This is a genomic window from Virgisporangium ochraceum (assembly GCF_016863655.1).
Classification (GTDB): domain Bacteria; phylum Actinomycetota; class Actinomycetes; order Mycobacteriales; family Micromonosporaceae; genus Virgisporangium; species Virgisporangium ochraceum.
The window spans coordinates 144,918-163,297 of sequence record NZ_BOPH01000018.1; the positions used below are offsets into that span (position 1 = coordinate 144,918).

At 71.7% G+C, this 18,380-nt stretch carries 17 protein-coding genes; 12 read left to right on the forward strand and 5 right to left on the reverse strand.

Going from position 1 to position 18,380, the window contains the following annotated elements; all coding sequences use genetic code 11:
* Window positions 1–44 precede the first annotated feature (44 nt).
* From Voc01_RS07325 to Voc01_RS07370, 10 genes are read left to right on the forward strand one after another with little or no spacing between them, the layout of a single operon-like run.
* Window positions 45–1,070, forward strand: a complete 1,026-nt coding sequence (locus Voc01_RS07325) for a polysaccharide biosynthesis protein (protein WP_275423701.1) — start codon at window positions 45–47, stop codon at window positions 1,068–1,070.
* On the forward strand, window positions 1,067–1,810 hold the full coding sequence (locus tag Voc01_RS07330; RefSeq protein ID WP_203926499.1) for a class I SAM-dependent methyltransferase: 744 nt from the start codon (window positions 1,067–1,069) through the stop codon (window positions 1,808–1,810). The genes Voc01_RS07325 and Voc01_RS07330 overlap by 4 nt, the downstream gene beginning before the upstream one ends.
* A complete protein-coding gene (locus Voc01_RS07335) occupies window positions 1,803–2,900 on the forward strand; it encodes a polysaccharide biosynthesis C-terminal domain-containing protein (protein WP_203926500.1) in 1,098 nt (365 codons plus the stop codon). Before Voc01_RS07330 ends, Voc01_RS07335 begins: the two co-directional genes overlap by 8 nt.
* Window positions 2,897–4,105 carry a glycosyltransferase family 4 protein gene (locus Voc01_RS07340; protein ID WP_203926501.1) on the forward strand — a complete coding sequence of 403 codons (1,209 nt, stop codon included), beginning with the start codon at window positions 2,897–2,899 and terminating at the stop codon, window positions 4,103–4,105. The genes Voc01_RS07335 and Voc01_RS07340 overlap by 4 nt, the downstream gene beginning before the upstream one ends.
* Complete coding sequence (wecB, locus tag Voc01_RS07345) at window positions 4,102–5,220, forward strand: non-hydrolyzing UDP-N-acetylglucosamine 2-epimerase (RefSeq protein WP_203926502.1); 1,119 nt, start codon at window positions 4,102–4,104, stop codon at window positions 5,218–5,220. Before Voc01_RS07340 ends, wecB begins: the two co-directional genes overlap by 4 nt.
* On the forward strand, window positions 5,220–6,347 hold the full coding sequence (locus Voc01_RS07350; protein WP_203926503.1) for a glycosyltransferase: 1,128 nt from the start codon (window positions 5,220–5,222) through the stop codon (window positions 6,345–6,347). The genes wecB and Voc01_RS07350 overlap by 1 nt, the downstream gene beginning before the upstream one ends.
* Complete coding sequence (locus tag Voc01_RS07355) at window positions 6,344–7,567, forward strand: glycosyltransferase family 4 protein (RefSeq protein WP_203926504.1); 1,224 nt, start codon at window positions 6,344–6,346, stop codon at window positions 7,565–7,567. Before Voc01_RS07350 ends, Voc01_RS07355 begins: the two co-directional genes overlap by 4 nt.
* Entirely contained in the window at window positions 7,564–8,565 is a 1,002-nt protein-coding gene (locus Voc01_RS07360) for a class I SAM-dependent methyltransferase (RefSeq protein ID WP_203926505.1), read from the forward strand. Before Voc01_RS07355 ends, Voc01_RS07360 begins: the two co-directional genes overlap by 4 nt.
* A 3-nt stretch (window positions 8,566–8,568) precedes the next feature.
* Window positions 8,569–9,792: a hypothetical protein gene (locus tag Voc01_RS07365; protein ID WP_203926506.1), complete on the forward strand. Its 1,224-nt coding sequence runs from the start codon at window positions 8,569–8,571 to the stop codon at window positions 9,790–9,792.
* The gene (locus Voc01_RS07370) at window positions 9,789–10,667 is read left to right on the forward strand and encodes a glycosyltransferase family 2 protein (protein WP_203926507.1); all 879 of its coding nucleotides are present in this window, start codon (window positions 9,789–9,791) and stop codon (window positions 10,665–10,667) included. Before Voc01_RS07365 ends, Voc01_RS07370 begins: the two co-directional genes overlap by 4 nt.
* A 10-nt stretch (window positions 10,668–10,677) precedes the next feature.
* Here the strand turns inward: Voc01_RS07370 and Voc01_RS07375 are convergent, their stop codons facing one another.
* Genes Voc01_RS07375 through Voc01_RS07385 form a run of 3 tightly spaced genes read right to left on the reverse strand, consistent with a single transcriptional unit; the run spans window position 10,678 to window position 13,038 of the window.
* Window positions 10,678–11,322, reverse strand: a complete 645-nt coding sequence (locus Voc01_RS07375; RefSeq protein ID WP_203926508.1) for an acetyltransferase — start codon at window positions 11,320–11,322, stop codon at window positions 10,678–10,680.
* The gene (locus Voc01_RS07380; protein ID WP_203926509.1) at window positions 11,315–11,932 is read right to left on the reverse strand and encodes a sugar transferase; all 618 of its coding nucleotides are present in this window, start codon (window positions 11,930–11,932) and stop codon (window positions 11,315–11,317) included. The genes Voc01_RS07375 and Voc01_RS07380 overlap by 8 nt, the downstream gene beginning before the upstream one ends.
* Complete coding sequence (locus Voc01_RS07385) at window positions 11,929–13,038, reverse strand: DegT/DnrJ/EryC1/StrS family aminotransferase (protein ID WP_307781562.1); 1,110 nt, start codon at window positions 13,036–13,038, stop codon at window positions 11,929–11,931. The genes Voc01_RS07380 and Voc01_RS07385 overlap by 4 nt, the downstream gene beginning before the upstream one ends.
* A gap of 134 nt (window positions 13,039–13,172) precedes the next feature.
* Between Voc01_RS07385 and Voc01_RS07390 the strand changes: the two genes are divergently transcribed.
* On the forward strand, window positions 13,173–13,835 hold the full coding sequence (locus tag Voc01_RS07390) for an arsenate reductase/protein-tyrosine-phosphatase family protein (RefSeq protein WP_239160015.1): 663 nt from the start codon (window positions 13,173–13,175) through the stop codon (window positions 13,833–13,835).
* A gap of 274 nt (window positions 13,836–14,109) precedes the next feature.
* Here the strand turns inward: Voc01_RS07390 and Voc01_RS07395 are convergent, their stop codons facing one another.
* Window positions 14,110–15,681: a polysaccharide biosynthesis tyrosine autokinase gene (locus Voc01_RS07395; protein WP_203926511.1), complete on the reverse strand. Its 1,572-nt coding sequence runs from the start codon at window positions 15,679–15,681 to the stop codon at window positions 14,110–14,112.
* A gap of 270 nt (window positions 15,682–15,951) precedes the next feature.
* Between Voc01_RS07395 and Voc01_RS07400 the strand changes: the two genes are divergently transcribed.
* The gene (locus Voc01_RS07400; RefSeq protein ID WP_239160016.1) at window positions 15,952–17,736 is read left to right on the forward strand and encodes a nucleoside-diphosphate sugar epimerase/dehydratase; all 1,785 of its coding nucleotides are present in this window, start codon (window positions 15,952–15,954) and stop codon (window positions 17,734–17,736) included.
* Here the strand turns inward: Voc01_RS07400 and Voc01_RS07405 are convergent.
* Window positions 17,720–18,190 carry an NUDIX domain-containing protein gene (locus tag Voc01_RS07405; protein WP_203926512.1) on the reverse strand — a complete coding sequence of 157 codons (471 nt, stop codon included), beginning with the start codon at window positions 18,188–18,190 and terminating at the stop codon, window positions 17,720–17,722. The two genes, Voc01_RS07400 and Voc01_RS07405, sit on opposite strands and share 17 nt — an antisense overlap.
* Window positions 18,191–18,380 lie beyond the last annotated feature (190 nt).

An 18,380-nucleotide genomic window follows, 5' to 3' on the forward strand; every position in this document is an offset into this window, starting at 1 on the left:
CACTCCACCCCGCCCCGCTGATGCGGTGGCAGACGGGAGGAATCGTGGAGTCTCCAACGCTCGCCGAAGGTCGCTTCCTCGTCACCGGCGGCACCGGTTCGTTCGGCCGGACGATGGTCGCGCGCCTCCTCGACGCCGGCGCCACCGAAGTGCGGGTGTTCAGCCGGGACGAGGCGAAGCAGGACGACATGCGCCGCCACCTCGGCGACGACCGGGTGCGCTTCTATGTCGGAGACGTACGCGACCGCGAGGCACTGTTCCGCGCCACCCGGGGGATCGGATATGTGTTCCACGCCGCGGCGCTCAAGCAGGTCCCGTCGTGCGAGTTCTTCCCCCTGGAAGCCGTACAGACCAACGTCCTCGGCAGCGCCAACGTCATCGACGCCTGCGAGCGCAACGGCGTCGGGAAGCTGGTCTTCCTCAGCACCGACAAGGCGGTGCAACCGGTCAACGCGATGGGCATGACCAAGGCGCTGATGGAGAAAATCGCCCAGGCGCACGCGCGCAACAACCCGGGAGCGAGCACGAGCGTCAGCTGCGTGCGCTACGGCAACGTGATGTGCTCGCGCGGGTCGGTGATCCCGCTGTTCATCGAGCAGCTGCGGTGCGGCCAGCCGCTCACCGTGACCGACCCGTCGATGACCCGGTTCCTGATGTCGCTCGCGGAGTCGGTGCAGCTGGTGGAGCACGCGTTCACGCACGGCCGGCCGGGTGACATCTTCGTGCACAAGGCGCCGGCGTGCACGATCGGCGACCTCGCGGTGGCCGTCGCCACGCTGTTCGACGCCGAGCCGAAGCTCAAGTACCTCGGCATCCGGCACGGCGAGAAGATGGCCGAGACGCTCGCCAGCCGCGACGAGCTCGTGCACGCCGACGACCTCGGCGACTTCTACCGCATCCCGGTCGACAGCCGCGACCTGAACTACGCCCTCTACTTCGAGGAGGGGGAGTCCACAAAGGACCGGCTCTTCGACTTCACGTCGTCGACGGCCACGCGGCTCGGCGTCCCGGAGATCGTCGACCTGTTGAAGACATTGCCGGAGATCCAGGCACAGATGGAGCTGGTGTGAGCACGAAGACCACCCTGGCGGCGTATCTGCCCGAGGGCGCGCGCAAGTGGGTCAACGCCCGGCGGCTGCGCTCGATGCGCAGCCGTAACAGCCGGCGCTCGGTGGAGGAGGTCTTCGCCGACGTCTACGCCAACGGGCGGTGGGGCGGAGGCGGTCCGGGCTTCAACTCCGGCACCGGATCGCGCGGCGAAGCCGCCGTCACGTACGCCGCCTACGTCAAGGAACTGCTCGACATCAACGGCCCGCTGTGCGTGGTCGACGTCGGGTGCGGCGACTTCGAGGTGGCGTCGGCGTTCGTCGACAGCGCCTACGAGTACATCGGCCTCGACGTCGTGCCGCCGCTCATCGAGCGCAACCGCGCGCTGTACGGCAGCGACAGCGTCGACTTCCGCCGGCTCGACGCGACCGCGGCCGACCTGCCCGACGGCGACCTGTGCCTGATCCGGCAGGTGCTCCAGCACTTGTCCAACGAGCAGATCGACCGGATCCTGTGGCAGTGCCGGCACTACCCGGCGGTGCTCGTCACCGAGCACTGGCCGGCGCCGGAACTCGCCCGCGAGCCCAACGTCGACAAGGCGCACGGCCCCGACACGCGGCTCGACAGCGGGTCCTGGGTGGACATCCGGCAGCCGCCGTTCAGCTGCCGCAACGTCACCGAGGTGCTGTGCGTGCCGGTGTCCGCCCCGCAGTTCCACCCCGGCGAGACCATCCGCACATTCCTGTGGCGTCCCTATGGGTAGCTCGATCGTCCTCAGTGGAGGGTCCGGGTTCCTCGGCTGGCACACCCGGGTGCTCGCCCGCGCGCTGGGACTGCCCGCGCCGCACCTGCTGACCCGCGACGACCTCGCGCGACCCGCGCGGCTGGCCGGCCTGGTCGACGGCGCCGACCGCGTGCTGCACGTCGCCGGCGTCAACCGCGGCACGCCGACCGAGGTGAAGGACGGCAACGAGGGAGCGGCGACAGCCCTCGCCGAGGCCATTCAGCAGTGCGCCACCCCGCCCAAGACGGTCGTGTTCGCCAACTCGACCCAGGCCGGCAACGGGACCCCGTACGGCGACTCGAAGGCCGCCGCCGCCGAGCGGCTCGCGGACGCGACCCGGTGGTGCGGGTCGGAGTTCGTCGACCTGAGGCTGCCGAACCTGTTCGGCGAGCACGGCCGCCCGCATTACAACTCGGTGGTCGCCACGTTCTGCCGCCTGCTCGCCGACGGCGGCACGCCCCGGGTACAGGACGACAAGGCCCTGGACCTGGTGCACGTCCAGGACGCCGCACGAGCGCTCCTCGGCGTCGAGGGCGCCGACCTCGTGCCGGCCCGCCGCACCGTGAGCGACCTCGCCCAGACGTTAGGCACGTACGCCCGCACCTACCGGCGCACCGAGATCCCCGCCCTCACCGACCCGTTCGACCTGAAGCTCTTCAACACGTACCGCTCCCACTGCTTCCCGGGCCACTACCCCATGCCGCTCCAGCGGCACACGGATGCGCGTGGCGGGCTGGTCGAGGTGGTCAAGGCGCACGGCGACGGCGGGCAGACGTTCTTCTCCACGACGAGGCCCGGCGTCACGCGGGGCGAGCACTACCACCTGTCCAAAGTGGAGCGGTTCGTCGTCGTGCGCGGCGAGGCGGAGATCCGGCTGCGGCGGGTGCTGCACGACGATGTCGTCACGTTCCGCGTCACCGGCGACAAGCCCGTCGTGGTGGACATGCCGACGATGTGGGTCCACCACATCACCAACGTCGGCACCGACGACCTGCTGACGCTGTTCTGGACCAACGAGATCTTCGACCCGGACCGGCCCGACACCTACGCGGAGAAGGTGTCGCCGTGAGGATCGGCATCGTGAGCCAGTGGTACCCGCCCGAGCCGGTGACCATCCCGGCCGACCTGTCGCGCGAACTGGCGGCACGCGGGCACACCGTGCGCGTGCTGACCGGGCACCCGAACTACCCGCACGGCGAGCTGTACGAGGGCTACGAGCAGCACTGGCGCACCGTCGAGCACCACAACGGCGTCACCGTGCGCAGGGTGCCGCTGTACACCAGCCACGACTCGTCGGGGGTCAGGAGAGCGGCCAACTACCTGTCGTTCGCGGCCACCAGTTCGGCCGCGGCGGGCAGGTTCCTCGCCGGCGCCGACGTCGTCTACGTGTACCTGACCCCGGCCACCGTGTTCGCGGCGCCCGCGTTGCTGCGCCTGCTCCACGGGATCCCGTCGGTGGTACACGTGCAGGACGTGTGGCCCGACTCGGTCACCGCGTCTCCACTCGCACCGCGCGGCCTCGCCGGTCGCGCGGTGAGCCGCACGCTCACGGCCGCGGTCGGACAGATCTACCGGCTGGCGTCGGGGATCGTCGTCATCGCGCCGTCGATGCGTGATCTGCTCGTCGAGCGCGGCGCCGATCCGGAAAAGATCCGGGTGGTGCTCAACTGGGCCAACGAGTCACTGTTCCGTCCGGTCACGGAGAAAAGCGATATCGGACGCCGTGAGCGGTGCACGTTCATGTACGCGGGCGCGATGGGGCCGTTCCAGAACGTCGGCGACTCCGTGTGCGCCGCCGCGGCGGTGGCCGACGTCGCCGACCTGGTGCTCGTCGGGTCCGGAATCGAGGAGGACGCGGCCCGCCGGATCGCCGCGGACCTGAAGGCCGACAACGTCCGCTTCCTCGGCCGGCGGCCGGCCGGCGAGATGGCCGCGCTCTACGCGGCGGCGGACTTCCAGCTGGTGACGCTCCGGGACCTGCCGATGTTCCGCGGCACCATCCCGTCGAAGCTGCAGGCGGCGCTCGCGTGCGGCTCGCCGGTGCTGGTGTCGGTGCCGGGGGACTGCGCGGAACTGGTCGAGCGGGCGGGAGTCGGGCTCGCGTGCCCGCCCGAGGACTGGCGCGCGCTGGCCGACCGGATGCGCCAGGCGGCGAAGCTGCCGGCCGTCGAACGGGCGGAGATGGGCCGCCGCGCGCTGGAGACGTACCGGGGGCGGATGTCGCTGCGCGCCGGCGTCGACGCGATCGAGGAGATGCTGAGGGCTGCCGCATGACGAGAGTGATGACCGTCGTCGGGACCAGGCCGGAGATCATCCGGCTCTCCCGCGTGATCGACCGGCTGGACCGCACGCTCGACCACGTTCTCGTCCACACCGGACAGAACTGGGACCCGATGCTCAGCGACGTGTTCTTCAAGGAGCTGGAGATCCGGTCGCCGGAGCGCTTCCTCGGGGTCGACACCAGCTCGCTCGGGCGCGTGCTCGGTGGCGTGCTGGTCGGCGTGGAGCAGGCGATCCGCGACTACCGCCCCGACGCGTTGCTGGTGCTCGGCGACACGAACAGCTGCATCAGCGCGCTGATCGCCCGCCGGATGAAGGTGCCGGTGTACCACATGGAGGCCGGCAACCGCTGCTTCGACCAGAACGTGCCGGAGGAGACGAACCGGCGCCTGGTCGACCACGTCAGCGACTTCAACCTCGTCTACACCGAGCACGCGCGGCGCAACCTGCTCGCCGAGGGCATCCACCCGCGGCGCATCCTGCACACGGGATCGCCCATGCGCGAGGTGCTCGAGCACTTCCTGCCCCTCGTCGCCGCGTCCGAGGCGGTGGAAGGGCTGGGCCTGACGCCCGGCGGCTACTTCCTGGTGAGCGCCCACCGCGAGGAGAACGTCGACGACCCGGAGCGGCTCGCGAAGCTGCTCGACTGCCTGAAAGCGGTGCGGCAGGAGTTCGGCCTCCCGTTGCTCGTCTCCACACACCCGCGCACGCGGCAACGGCTGGGAACGGTGGAGCTCGACGGCGTCGAGTTCCACGAACCGTTCGGCTTCTTCGACTACGTCCGGCTGCAGACGCAGGCCCGCTGCGTGCTGAGCGACAGCGGCACGATCGCCGAGGAGTCGGCGATCCTCGGCTTCCCCGCGGTGACCCTGCGCGACTCGATCGAGCGGCCGGAGTCGCTCGACACCGGTTCGATCCTCATGACCGGGCTCGACGCCGACGGCGTGGTCGAGGCGGTCTCGGTGGCCGTGGAGTCGGAGCTGCACCGGGTGACCTGCTCGCCCGAGTACCAGGTGCGCGACACGTCGAGCCGGGTCGCGAACTTCATCCTCTCCACGGTGCGGCGGCACCACGAGTGGGCGGGAATCAGGCCGTGTATCGCGTCCTGATGACGTCACAGGTGTTCGAGCCGGGGTTCCGGGGCGGTGGACCGGTCCGGTCGATCGCGCGCATCGTCGACACGGTGTCCGACCGGATCGGCGTGGCGCTGGTGACCCGCGACCGCGACCACGGCTCGCCGGTGCCGTACGAGGGCCTGAGCGGTCGGTGGCTGAGCCGCGGCGGCGCGCGTGTCTTCTACCTCGGCACCAGAAACGTGACCCAGTGGCTGCGGCTGCTGCGGGAGCTGCGCCGGCAGCGGTTCGACCTGCTGTACGTCAACAGCCTGTGGGCGCCGATGTTCACGATCCTGCCGGTTCTCGCGGTCCGCCTGGGGCTCATCGACGCCGACCGGGTGCTCATCGCGCCGCGCGGTGAGCTGTCGCCGGGCGCGCTGGCGCTGAAGGGCACCAAGAAGCGGCTGTTCCTGCGGTGGTGGGGCGCGGTGCTCCGGGACATGGCGGTCGTCTGGCACGCGTCGACGCCCATGGAGGCCGGCGACATCCGGGCGGTGTGCCCGTGGGCGGCGGTGGAGGTGAACGGGAACCAGACGGCGCTGCCGGATGAGCCGCAGACGCCCGACGCGGTGAACACCGGGCCGATCCGGCTGGTGTTCATCAGCCGGATCACCGCGAAGAAGAACCTCGATCTCGCGTTGTGCGCGTTGAGCCGGGTCGTGTCGCCGTTCGTCTTCGACATCTACGGTCCCGTCGAGGACGAGCGGTACTGGGCCGAGTGCCGGTCGATCATCCGCGACATGCCGCCGAACGCCCGGGTGACCTACCGCGGCGAGGTGCACCCCGACCTGGTCCGGGAGACGTTCGCGACCTACGACGCGTTCGTGTTCCCGACGCGCGGCGAGAACTTCGGGCACGTCATCGCGGAGAGCATGTCGGTGTCGTGCCCGGTGGTGTGCTCGGCCGAGACGCCGTGGACGGACGTGCTGCGGACCGGCGGCGGTACCGTCGTCAGCGACCTCAGCGTCAACGGGCTGCGGACCGCGTTGCAGCGGCTGGCCGCGGAGGCACCGATCGAGCGGGCCCGGCGGCGGGTCGCGGCCGGGGAGGCCTACCGCCGGTGGCGCGCGGAGACGCCCGAGACGAACATCCTCGACCAGGTGTCCGGCGAGGCGTCATGACGGCCCGGGTCGCGATCGTCACGCACGGGTTCCAGACCGGTGGCGGTGTGCCGACGGTGGTGCGGTGGTTGCGCTCCGCGCTCCTCGCCACCGGACGGTACACAGTGGACGTTCACGACCTGGCGACCTCGAGCCGCGACCCGCACAGCCGCCGGCTCGCGGAACCGGGTACCTGGTTCCGGCGCGACATGTGCATCGCGCAGAATGACCCGTCCACATTCCACTGGGGCGCGAACGCGGTGGAGGTGGAGTTCATGCGCTACCGCCCCCGTGCCCGGCTCACCGAGGCCCTGCGCGGGTACGACCTCATCCAGGTCGTATGCGGAACCGCAGCCTGGGCAAGCGCGGTGGGCCGGACGGGCCGCCCGGTCGTGGTGCAGGTCGCCACGCGGGCTGCCTGGGAGCGGGCCGCTCAACTCACGGCGGTCGGTCGGCCGCTACGAACCTGGAGGCAGGCAATGACGGCGATCACGACCCGGCTGGAGAAGTCGGCGACGAAGAAGGCAGACGCGGTGCTCGTCGAGAACGACGCGATGGTCGCCGCGGTCACGCAGACCGGCCAGCGCACCGTCATCAAGGCGCCGCCGGGCGTCGACACCGCGCGGTTCCTGCCGGCGTTCGACGGCTGGCGCCGCGACGGCCACCTGCTGTCGGTGTGCCGGCTGGGCGACCCGCGCAAGGGGCTGGACCGGTTGATCAAGGCGTACGCCGCGCTCTGCAAGGAGCCGGACCCGGTGCCGCGGCTCGTGCTCGCCGGCAAGGGGCAGCTGCTGCCCGTCAACCGCGAGCTCATCGAGGACCTGAAGCTGACCCAGCGGATCGAGGTGCGTACCGACGTCCCCGAGAAGGACCTCGTGGAGCTGTACCAGACCGCGTCGGTGTTCGTGCAGACGTCGCACGAGGAGGGCCTCGGCCTGTCGGTGCTGGAGGCGATGGCCTGCGGGCTGCCGGTGGTCGCCACCGACACCGCCGGCTCGCGCGAGACCGTGGTCGACGGGGTCACCGGATGGCGGGTGTCCCAGGGCTCCGACGAGGACGTCGCCGCCGAGGTCGCCAAGCGGATCCGGCAGCTGCTCGTCGACGGCGAGGCGGTCAGCCGGCAGGCCCGCCGCCGCTGCCTCGACCGGTTCTCCTCCGACGCCACGCTCGACCTCTACCTCGGTGTCTACGAGAAGCTGCTGAACACCGGCTACCCGAGCCTGAAGGCGGGGGACGAGTGAACTGCCCGACCTGCGAGGAGCCCGGAACGCCGGTATCCGGCCGGTTCGACGGCTACCTGGAGGGCTACCGGGTCGCGATCGTCGAGTGTGGACGGTGCGGCCTGCGCTACGCCGACCGGCTCGACGTGCCCGACCACCTCTACGAGTCCATCTACCGGCACGCGGCCGTGCTACCCGGCTACGACCGGTACGCCCGGTACGCCCGCGAGGTGACCCGTAGCGCCGATCCACTGGGGACACTCGCCGACGCCGAACTGCCGTACCGGTTCGCCGCCGACGCGGTACGGCTGCTGCCCCGCGACGCCGTCGTGGTCGACCTCGGCTGCGGCGAGGGCTACCTGACCTACGCGTTGCGGCAGGCCGGCTACGCGTGCGTCGGCGTCGACCTGTCCCAGACGGTGGTGGCCCGCGCGCGCCGGCGGTTCGGCCGCGACGACTGGTTCGCGACCCCCGACGAGCTGACGCGCCACGGCGCCGACCTCGTGATCGCGCTCGAGCTCATCGAGCACGTGCCCGATCCGGTCGGCTTCCTGCACGGCACCACGAAGCTGCTCCGCGACGGCGGATCGATCGTGGTCACCACCCCGAACCGCGACGCCAGCCCGACCGACGCGATCTGGGACACCGACCTGCCACCGGTGCACCTGCACTGGTTCGGGGCGCGGGCGATCACCGAGGTCGGCCGCCGGGCCGGCTGCGACGTGACGCTGCTCGACCCGTCCCACCGCCCTTCCCCCGCGCCGGTGAGCCGCACCGGCACCTGGGAACCGCTGCTGACCGCCGACGGCAGCCCGTCGCGGGCCGTGCGACGCGTCCGCGGCCTCCGCTGGCGGCTGCGCAACCGTGCCGGTCGGGCACTGGCCGGCCCGTCGCCGTTCCGCGCGCTGCCCGCCCGCACGGCGGCGCCGGCGTCGACGCTCGGCGTGGCGTTCCGGCCCCAGCGGCTCGCGGCCGGCGCCCGTCATGCCGCACCGGACGCCGAACGCGTACCCGGCTGACACATGCCCAACCTGCGCGGCCTCGCGGGCGGTCGGTTGCCGACGCTCGCGGCGAACGGGACGCTGCTCGTCAGCGGGATGCTGTCGAGTGTCTGCGTGTCGCGCGCGCTCGCGCCGGCCGGACGCGGCGAGTACGTCACCTGGCAGGCGTGGGGCGCGGGGGTCGCGATCCTCGCGATCGGCGGGTTGCCGCAGGCGCTCGTGCTCAACCGCCGGCGCCGTCCGCCGCCGATCGGGCCCGCGCTCACGTCGACGCTCGTGGCGGCGCTCGTGGTGGTCGTCGTGTTGACCGTTCTGCTGCGGCCGCCGCCGCTGCTGGTGCTGGCGACCGTTCTCGTGGTCGTGGCCAACCAGGCCGGCGCGATCGGTCCGGCGCTCGCCCAGTGGGCTGGCCGCATGGGCACGCGGTTCAACCTGGCCCGGCTGGCGCCTCAGCTGGCCGCGCTCGTGGCGATCGCCGCGCTGCTCGTCGCGGGCGACCGGGTCGCCGCGCACTGGCTGGTCGCCGTCGCCGGCTGCCAGGCCGCCGTCGCGGTCGCCTGGGCGGCGGTCGCGCTGCGCCGGGCGTCCGCGGCACATCGCGCGGGAAAGAGCGGAAGGCACGACGGGACCCGGCTGCGCACGCAGACGTGGGACCTCTTCCCGGCGAACTTCGCGACCCAGGTGCAGTACCGCTTCGACCTGATCGCGGTGGCGGCCCTGTTCCCGCACACGACCGTCGCGTTCTACGCGGTCGGGGTCGCGGCACAGGCGGCGGTGCTGGCGATGGGCCAGGCGAGCGGCATGTACCGGTTCGCGAACCGGTCGGGCGCATCGCAGGGGCTGCGGCACGAGCTGCGGCACGCGGTGACGTTCGCGGGCCTGGCCGCCGTTCCGCTGGCCGCCTCCAGCGTGCTGTGGGTGCCGGCGGCGTACGGGTCGGCGTTCGCGCCGGCGGGGCTCGTCGTCACCGTGCTGTGCGTCGCGGGGGTCGCGCAGTCGGTGGACTACCTGCTGGTCCACGAGGTGCTGCGGCGGCGGGGCGCGGGGGCGTTGCTGCGCGGGCGCATTCCCGGCCTCGTGACGGTCGTGGCCGGCTTCCTGCTCGCGCGGTGGCTCGCGCTGCCCGTCGCGGTACTGGGGTTGGCGCCGCTGGCGGGCTACGCCGTGGCGTCGGTGGCGTTCCTCCGCGCGTTGGGCCACCGGGTTCCGGGGGTCCGCGCGCCCGAACCGGTGGGGGTCGAATGAGCGGGGTCACGGCGGTCGTCGTCCACTATGGACCGGTCGAGCCGACGGTGCGGCTGGTCCGGCGCATCGACGGGTATCCCGACGAGGTGGTGGTGGTCGCGAACGACGGCACCCCCCGGCCGGCCGAACTGCCGTCCACTGTGGACTGGATCGTCGCCGAGCGGAACCTCGGCTACGGTGCCGCGTTCACCGCCGCGGTGCGCGGCCGCACCGCCGACGCCTACCTCCTGCTCAACAACGACGTCGTGCTGCCGTATCCCGCGTACCGGCGGTGTCTCGAGGTGCTGCTGTCCACATCGGACACCGGGATCGTCGCGCCGGTGCTGCGTTACGCCGACGGCACGTTGCAGTCCGGCGCGGCCCGGCTGTCGCGCTGGCGACGGGCGCCGCAGGTGCTCATCGAGCCGGGACCGGAACCGGTCGAGTGCGAATGGGTCACCGGCGCGGTGATGTTCATCCGGCGCGAGGTGGCCGAGACCGTCGGGATGGACGGCTCGTTCTTCCTCGGCGGCGAGGACGCCGACCTGTGCGTACGGGCCCGCAGGCAGGGCTGGCGGGTGGTGTGCTGCGGTGACGCGCCGGCGGTGCACCACCGCTCGCAGGTCATCACCGGTCCACGGTGGACGTACTACTCCATCCGCAACCGGGTCTGGCTGGCCCGGGCGAACTTCGGACCGGTGTCGGCGGCCATGTCGTGGCTCGGCGGGCTGCTCGCCCTGCCGCGGCTGGCACTGGGCGACGCGGTGCTCCGCCGGGACTTCACCGTGTCGCGGCTGGGCCTGCTGGCGCTGGCGCACGCGTGGATGCGCAAGCCCTCGCGGGCCGACGGCCCGCTGCCGGCGGAGCCGTTGGCGGGCCGGGTCATCCGCTGGTAGTCCCGCGGCCCTATCTGGCCGGAACGCCCTTGACCGTGAGGTCGGCCGCGACATCGCGCACGGCGCAGGCCCCGGCACCGACGATGGCGCCCGAACCGATGGACAGCTCCTGCAGCACCGTGGAGTTCGCCCCGATCATCGTGCGCTCGCCGATGGTGACCGAACCCGAGACGGCGGCCTGCGGGTGCACCGACACGTAGTCGCCGAGCACGCAGTCGTGGCCGATGGTGCAGTTCTGGTTGAGGTGCACGTGTTTCCCCAGCCGCACGTTCGTGGTGATCCGGGCGCCCGCGAAAATCACCACACCTGCCTCGATGTCGATGTCTTCGCCCAGCGTGGCCTCGGGGTGGATCAGCGTGGCCGGCCGGAGGTTGTGCATCTCGACCGTCCGGTCGACCGTCGCGCGCACCTGGGGGTTGCCGATGCCCAGCACGTAGTGGGTGCCTTTCTCCACAGAGGACAGCCAGGCCGTCGTGCCGAGGTAGGTGCTGCCGAGCCGGCCGACCCGGGCCATGTCCTGCGCCCGCGGGTAGTCGTCGACGAACCCGAGGACCTTCCACTGCTCGCCACCGGGTCCGTTGTTGATGGCCTCGACGATCGTGTAGATCTCCCGACCGTGGCCGGCACACCCGATGATCACCAGCGGTTCAGACATCCGCCACCACCCGAGTCCCCTTGAACTCGGCCGCCGTCGCCTCGCCGGCCGCCGAGATCCCGTCGCGACGAAGCACCACCCCGACGGTGGCGCAGATGATGCGCAGGTCCATTCCGAACGACATGTCCTCGACGTATTCGACGTCGAGGGCGAACTTCGCCTCCCACGACAGCGAGTTGCGGCCGCAGACCTGTGCCAGACCGGTGATTCCGGGCCGCACCTCGTGCCGCCGCGCCTGGTGCTCGGTGTAGCGCGGCAGGTACGCCACTGGCAGTGGCCGGGGACCGACGATGCTCATCTCCCCGCGCAGCACGTTCCAGAGTGACGGTAACTCGTCCAGGCTCGTCGAGCGGAGGAACCGGCCGAACGGGGTGAGCCGGTCGGCGTCGGTGAAGATGCCCCGCAACGGGTCGGCCTCGCGCATGGAGCGGAACTTCAGCACGGTGAACGGCTGCCCGCCGAGCCCCGCCCGGCTCTGCCGGAACAGCACCGGCCGGCCCAACGCGAACGCCACCGCCACGGCGACCACGAGCATCAGGGGCGCCAGTGCCACGAGGGCCAGTGCCGCCAGCACGACGTCCGTCGCGCGCTTTGCCGTCGGCCACCTCATCGCGCGTCCAGAAAATTGTGGACGGCCGTGAGCACGCGATCGACCTCACCCGGACCGAGCGACGACCCGCTCGGCAGCGCGAGCCCGGTCTCGAACAGGCGCTGTGCCGCACCGGTGACGTACGACCGGGCCTTGGCGAAGACGGGCTGCAGGTGCATGGGCTTCCAGATCGGGCGGGTCTCGATGTCGTGGTTCCTCAGCACGCCGGCCAGATCGGCGGCGGTCCAGCCGGCCTCGGCCGGGTCGACGACCACGGTGGTGAGCCAGCAGTTGGAGCCGAGGTCGTCGGCGCCGAGAAGGGTCACGCCTTTCACGCCGTCGAAGAGCTTCGCGTAGCGTTCGCGGACCGCGCGCCGGCGGCCGATCATCTCGTCGAGCCGTTTCAGCTGTGCGCGGCCGAGGGCGGCGAGCACGTTGCTGAGGCGGTAGTTGTAGCCGATGTCGGTGTGTTCGTAGTGGACGACCGGCTGGCGCGCCTGCGTGGACAGGTACCGGCACCGGTCCACGAGGTTCCTGGACTCCGAGAGCAGCGCGCCGCCGCCCGACGTCGTCATGATTTTGTTGCCGTTGAACGAGAACACGGCCGCCGAGCCGAAGGAGCCGGCCGGCCGGTCGCCGTAGGTGGCGCCGAGCGCTTCGGCCGCGTCCTCCAGAACCGGTACGCCGTACCGGTCGCAGACCGGCAGGATGGCGTCGTAGTCGGCGCAGCGGCCGAACAGGTCGACCGGCACGACCGCCGAGACGTCGTGGTCCTTCAGCGCCCTGCCGAGAAGGTCCGGGTCGAGGTTGCCGGTCGCCGGGTCGCAGTCGACGAACACGGGTTCGGCACCGGTGTACACGGCCGCGTTGGCGGTGGCCGCGAACGTCAACGTCGGCACGATCACCGCGGTGCCGGCGCCGGCACCGAGCGCGAGCAGCGCCAGGTGCAGCGCCGCGGTGCCCGACGACAGTGCCACCGCGTACGGAACGCCGGCGCGGTCCGCCAGCTCGCGCTCGAACGCGTCGAGGTCCGGACCGGCGGGCGCGACCCAGCCGGAGCGCAGCGCCTCGGCGACGTAGGCCTGCTCGAGCTCACCGATGTCCGGTGGGGACAGGTAGATCTTCACGCGCCGTGCCTCCTTTACACCTACGGGGACATCGTCTGTCGCAGTGGCGCGTTGGACTCACAAATAGGGCAAAATGCCCCCACGTGACTACTTCTCGCGGATTCGGCTGACAAATGGCAGGAGGGGCTCAAACGGTGCCGCACGACCGCTTCGAGGTGCTGTTCGTGTGCCACGCCAACCAGTGCCGGTCGGCCATGGCGGAGCGGTTGGCCAATCGGACGTTCGCCGACCGGATCGGCGTGCGCGGGTCCCGGCTCAGCGTTTCCAGTGCCGGCACGCACGCGCGCGCCGGGGTCCCGATGCACGAGACCGCCGCCGCGGTGGTGCGCGAGCGGCGCGCCTACGCCGACCGCTTCAGCAGCCGGTTGCTGACCCCGCCCATCCTGTCGTCGCCCGACCTGGTTCTCACCGCGACGCGCGCGCAGCGCACCGCGTGCCTGACCCTGGTGCCGGGGGTGGCGCGGCGCACGTTCACGCTGCGCCAGTTCGCCCGTCTCGCCACGACGGTGGGGACGCTGAGCACGTGGTCGCCGCGGCGCAGCGCCCTGTTCTCGACCGGGGTGCTGTCGACCGTGCACGCCGACTCGCCGGCCCGGCGGCTGCAGGCCCTGCTCGACGAGATCGCCTCGGTGCGCAACCGCCTGCCGGCCGTCAAGCCCGACGAGGACGACCTCGCCGACCCGGTACGCGAACCGATCGAGGCGTTCCGCACCTGCGCCGACGAGATCCAGCGCACGCTCGACGCCCTCGTGGACGTGATCGCCACCCCGACCGCCGACCTGGCGCCGACAGGCTGACCCCGGCGGCTCCCTCCCCTTGTATCGACGACGCTCTATCCAGTGCACGTTTCTGCCGGAGGGCCGCACTGGATAGAGCGTCGTCCATGTGGCCGGCCGGGCGAGGCGCGCCCTGGGCTCTGGCCCGCCCCCGGGGCCTCCGGCGCGTTCGTTCCCCCGCCGATCTTGCAGTTGTGGCCCCACCTAAAACGCGACATGTCGGCACATTGGTGCGGCCACAAGTGCAAGATCGGCGCGGCCGCCGGGCGCGGAAGGACCGCGGCTGGGGTGCCCGTCAGCCGCGCTTGGTGTGGACCTTCGCGCGGCCGGCCGGGGTGCGGCGCTTCGCACCCGTCGCCATCGCGGGTTCCGGGGTGTCGGCGGGTGGGCCGGTCACCGGGGTGGGGTCGTCGGCCTCCTCGTCCACGGTGGCCTCTACGGGAGCGGGGCTCACCGGGGCGTCGGCGGGAGCCGAGCGGTAGACCACCGACAGCGGCGCCTTGTACCACGGACGGCCGGTGCCCAGCGGTTCGTACCCGTAGTACGCGTACCCCGGCTGACCCTTGCGCGGCGTCATGTTCAGCACGCAGCCCAGCACCTTGGCGTCGACCGCGCGCAGGGCCTCCGTCGCCGAGCGGACCTGGGCCGCCGACGTCTTTCCGCAGCGGAACACCAGCACGGTGCCGTCGACGAGGGCGGCGGCCAGGGCGCCGTCGGTCACCGGGAGCAGCGGCGGCGTGTCGACGATGACCATGTCGAAGCCGCCGCGCAGCGCCTCCAGGAGGGCGGCCATGTTCCGGGACCCGAGCAGCTCGCTCGGGTTCGGCGGCACCGAGCCGCTCGGCAGCACGAACACCCCGCTGGTGCCCCACTCCTGCAGTGCGTCGTCGACCGTGGCCTGCCCGGCCAGCACATTGGTGACCCCGATCGTGCCGTCGACCCCCAGGTACTCGGCCAGCCGCGGGCGGCGCAGGTCGGCGTCGACCAGCACCACCTTCCTGCCCGCCTCGGCGAACACGATCGCCAGGTTGCACGCGGTGGTCGACTTGCCCTCGCCGGGCACCGCGCTCGTCACCACGAGGGTGCGGGCCGGCTCGTCGACGTTCACGAACTGCAGGTTGGTGCGCAGCTGCCGGAGGGCCTCGGCCCGCACCGAGCCGGCGCTTCCGGTGACGATCAGCGGGTCCTTGCGGGCGCGGCTGTCGACCGGCACCGACGAGAGCACCGGCGAACCGGTCAGCTCGGCCAGCACGCCGGAGGACTTCACGCTGGTGTCGAGCACCTCGCGCAGCACCGCCGCACCGATGCCGATCAGCAGCCCGACCGCCAGGCCCAGGCCCACGTTGCGCACCGGCTGCGGCGCCACCGGCTCGTCGGCGAGCGTGGGGCCGGCGACGACCTCCACCCACACGGTCGGCGACGAGCCGCCGGGCGGGGTCTCGAGCGTCTGCACGAGGTCGACGAACGCGTCGGCCACCGCGCGGGTCAGCACCACCGCGCGGTTGCGGTTGCGGTCGGTCACCGTCGCTTCGAGCAGGACCGTGTCGGGGACCGGCGTCGCGGTGATCGCCGCCTGCACGCGCGCCGCCGACCGGGCCTGCGCCTCCCGACCGACGACGGCCTGCGCCAGCCGGTCGCTGGTCAGCAGGTCGGCGTAGGACTTGATGCGCTGCTGGGAGAACAGGCCGCCCTGGTAGGCGTCGGACACGCCTTTCGTCTGGGTGCCGACGAAGAAGGTGACCGACGCGGCGTACTCGGGCGGGGTCGCCGCGGTGACCCCGATCCCGCCGCCGAGGCCCAGCAGGACGGCCGTCGCCGCCAGCCACCAGTGCCGGCGTACGGCGCGCAGATAGTCACGGACCTCCATCGGCGGCACCTCTCCACGAAGTCGTCGACCTGCCCGCGCCGCCGAACGACGCGAACACTTTGTCCGAAAGAACTCTATATGGGAGCGTTCTGCCGCGAACGCCCTTCACGAGTACAAAGCGTCGGTTAGATCTGAATAGGACTGATCGTACGAAGGCTCATGTCTTACGACGGGGGACGAATGCAGCCGCTACACAGACCTGCCCTCACGATGCTCGCCAGCCAGCAGCAGAGGGATCGGGTTCCGACGACGACAAGCAACCGGGTCCGGATGGTGCTCACCTGGGCGGTCGACGCCGTGGCGTGGAGCGTCGGGCTGACGGTCGCGGTGCTGGCCCGCTACGGGTTCGCCCCGACCCAGGAGTGCCTCTCCGGCACCGCCGCGATGGTCGTGCTCGCGATCGGCGTGCACACGATGCTCGGTCACCTGCACTTCCTCTACCGGGGCCGGTACGGCTACGGGACGTTCGAGGAGGTCAGGGCGGTCGCCGTCACGGTGATGGTGTGCGCCGCGGTGATGATGACCGTCGCGCTGATGGCCACGATCAGGCCGGTGCCGTTGAGCGCGGTGGTGGTGGGCAGCCCGCTCACGCTCGTCCTCATGCTGGGGGTCCGGTGCGTGCGGCGCCTGCACCGCCAGCGGACCCGGCGCCCCGACGCGCGCACGGCCACGCCGGTGCTGCTGTTCGGTGCCGGCGACGCCGGCCAGCAGCTGATCCGGTCGATGCTCGGCGACCCGGGCTGCCGGTACGTGCCGGTCGGCGTGCTCGACGACGACCCCGCCAAGCGCCACCTGCGGATCGCCGGCGTGAGCGTGCTCGGCACCCGGCACGACATCCCGCGGGCCGCGGAGGACACGGGTGCCGCCACCGTGATCTTCGCGGTGTCGAACGCCGACGGCGCGCTCGTGCGCGACGTCCAGCGGCAGGCGCAGAAGGCCGGCGCGGCGTTCAAGGTGCTGCCGTCGGTGAGCGAGCTGCTCGACGGCCGGGTGGGCGTCGGCGACGTCCGCGACGTGCAGATCACCGACCTGCTCGGCCGGCACCAGATCGAGACCGACCTCGACGCGATCGCCGGCTACCTGACCGGCAAGCGGGTGCTGGTCACCGGCGCGGGTGGCTCGATCGGCTCGGAGCTGTGCCGGCAGCTCCACCGGTTCGCGCCGGCCGAGCTGATGATGCTCGACCGCGACGAGTCGGCGCTGCACGCGGTCCAACTGTCCCTGCACGGCCGCGCGCTTCTCGACGGCCGCGAGCTGATCCTGGCCGACCTGCGCGACACCGCGACCATCCGCCGCATCCTCGCGGAACGACGGCCGCAGGTGATCTTCCACGCGGCCGCGCTGAAGCACCTCGCGCTGCTGGAGAGCCACCCGGGCGAGGCCGTGAAGAGCAACGTCCTGGGGACGCAGGCGGTGCTGGAACACGCCAACGGCGTGGAACGGTTCGTGAACATCTCCACGGACAAGGCGGCCAACCCCACGAGCGTGCTCGGCTACTCGAAGCGGATCACCGAGCGGCTCACCGCGCACGCGGCCACCCGCCACACCGGTACCTTCCTCAACGTGCGCTTCGGCAACGTGCTCGGCAGCCGCGGCTCGGTGCTCACCGCGTTCACCTCGCAGATCGCGGCCGGTGGACCGGTGACCGTCACCGACCCCGAGGTCACGCGCTACTTCATGACCGTGCAGGAAGCCGTACAACTGGTGATCCAGGCCGCCGCCATCGGCCGCGACGGCGAGGCGCTGGTGCTGGAGATGGGCCGCCCGGTGCGGATCGCCGACGTCGCGCGGCAGCTCATCGAGCAGGCGCCGCGGCCGGTGGAGATCGTCTACACCGGACTGCGTGCGGGCGAGAAGCTGCACGAGGAGCTGTTCGGCGCGGGGGAACGGGACGTGCGCCCCCTGCACCCGCTGATCTCCCACGTCGAGGTGCCACCGCTCGACCCCGGCAAAATCGAGTACCTGGACCCGGAAGCCGACCGCGACCAGCTCCGGCACGACCTCGCCGCCCTGTGCGACGTACCGGCCGGATACGCGGCTAGCGGGAGTCGGTGAGGTACTCGGTGCCGCCGGTCGAGCGGGCCCGCAACGCGGCGTCGACCCGGGGCGCGACGCGGGGAGCCAGCAGGCCGGCGGCCTCGTCCGGCCGGACGAAACGGGCCTCGTCGAGCTCCTCGACCTGCAGGGCGAACCCACCCGGAGGCGCCTCGACCGTTCCGCAGTCGAAGAGGAAGTGCACCATGCTGCGCGGAGCTGTTCCGTACGGCAGCACCCAGTCGACGACCAGCAGCCGGCCCACCTCGACCCGGAGACCGATCTCCTCCAGCACCTCGCGGGCGGCGCCCTCGTCCGGGGTCTCGCCGGCCTCGAGGACGCCGCCGGGAAAGCCCCACGTGTCCCGGTAGTTCGGCTTGACCAGCAGGACGTCGCCGGCCGGGTCGGTGAAGAACCCGGCCGCACCGGCGAAGAAGGTCGGCAGGCTCGCGAAGTAGTCCTCGTCACTCAGCACCGGGCGACGATAGCGGCGCGCACCAGCCGAACTGTGCGAGTGAGGGACGTGCCGTGCTTAGTGAACTGAGCCGACTACGGAGAGTTTTGAGACCGGCATGCAAGGAGAGTTCTGGAACTTGCGCCCACGATCGGATTAGCCGACTTAGGTTGGCTTAGAGGTGCGGTGGCAACGATGAAAGACCGCGATC

Coding starts and splice junctions, on each gene's coding strand:
- wecB (WP_203926502.1), top strand. CDS start 4,102: ATGACGAGAGTGATGACCGTCGTCGGGACCAGGCCGGAGATCATCCGG.
- Voc01_RS07375 (WP_203926508.1), bottom strand. CDS start 11,322: ATGTCTGAACCGCTGGTGATCATCGGGTGTGCCGGCCACGGTCGGGAG.
- Voc01_RS07370 (WP_203926507.1), top strand. CDS start 9,789: ATGAGCGGGGTCACGGCGGTCGTCGTCCACTATGGACCGGTCGAGCCG.
- Voc01_RS07335 (WP_203926500.1), top strand. CDS start 1,803: ATGGGTAGCTCGATCGTCCTCAGTGGAGGGTCCGGGTTCCTCGGCTGG.
- Voc01_RS07355 (WP_203926504.1), top strand. CDS start 6,344: ATGACGGCCCGGGTCGCGATCGTCACGCACGGGTTCCAGACCGGTGGC.
- Voc01_RS07395 (WP_203926511.1), bottom strand. CDS start 15,681: ATGGAGGTCCGTGACTATCTGCGCGCCGTACGCCGGCACTGGTGGCTG.
- Voc01_RS07350 (WP_203926503.1), top strand. CDS start 5,220: ATGACGTCACAGGTGTTCGAGCCGGGGTTCCGGGGCGGTGGACCGGTC.
- Voc01_RS07380 (WP_203926509.1), bottom strand. CDS start 11,932: ATGAGGTGGCCGACGGCAAAGCGCGCGACGGACGTCGTGCTGGCGGCA.
- Voc01_RS07400 (WP_239160016.1), top strand. CDS start 15,952: ATGGTGCTCACCTGGGCGGTCGACGCCGTGGCGTGGAGCGTCGGGCTG.
- Voc01_RS07365 (WP_203926506.1), top strand. CDS start 8,569: ATGCCCAACCTGCGCGGCCTCGCGGGCGGTCGGTTGCCGACGCTCGCG.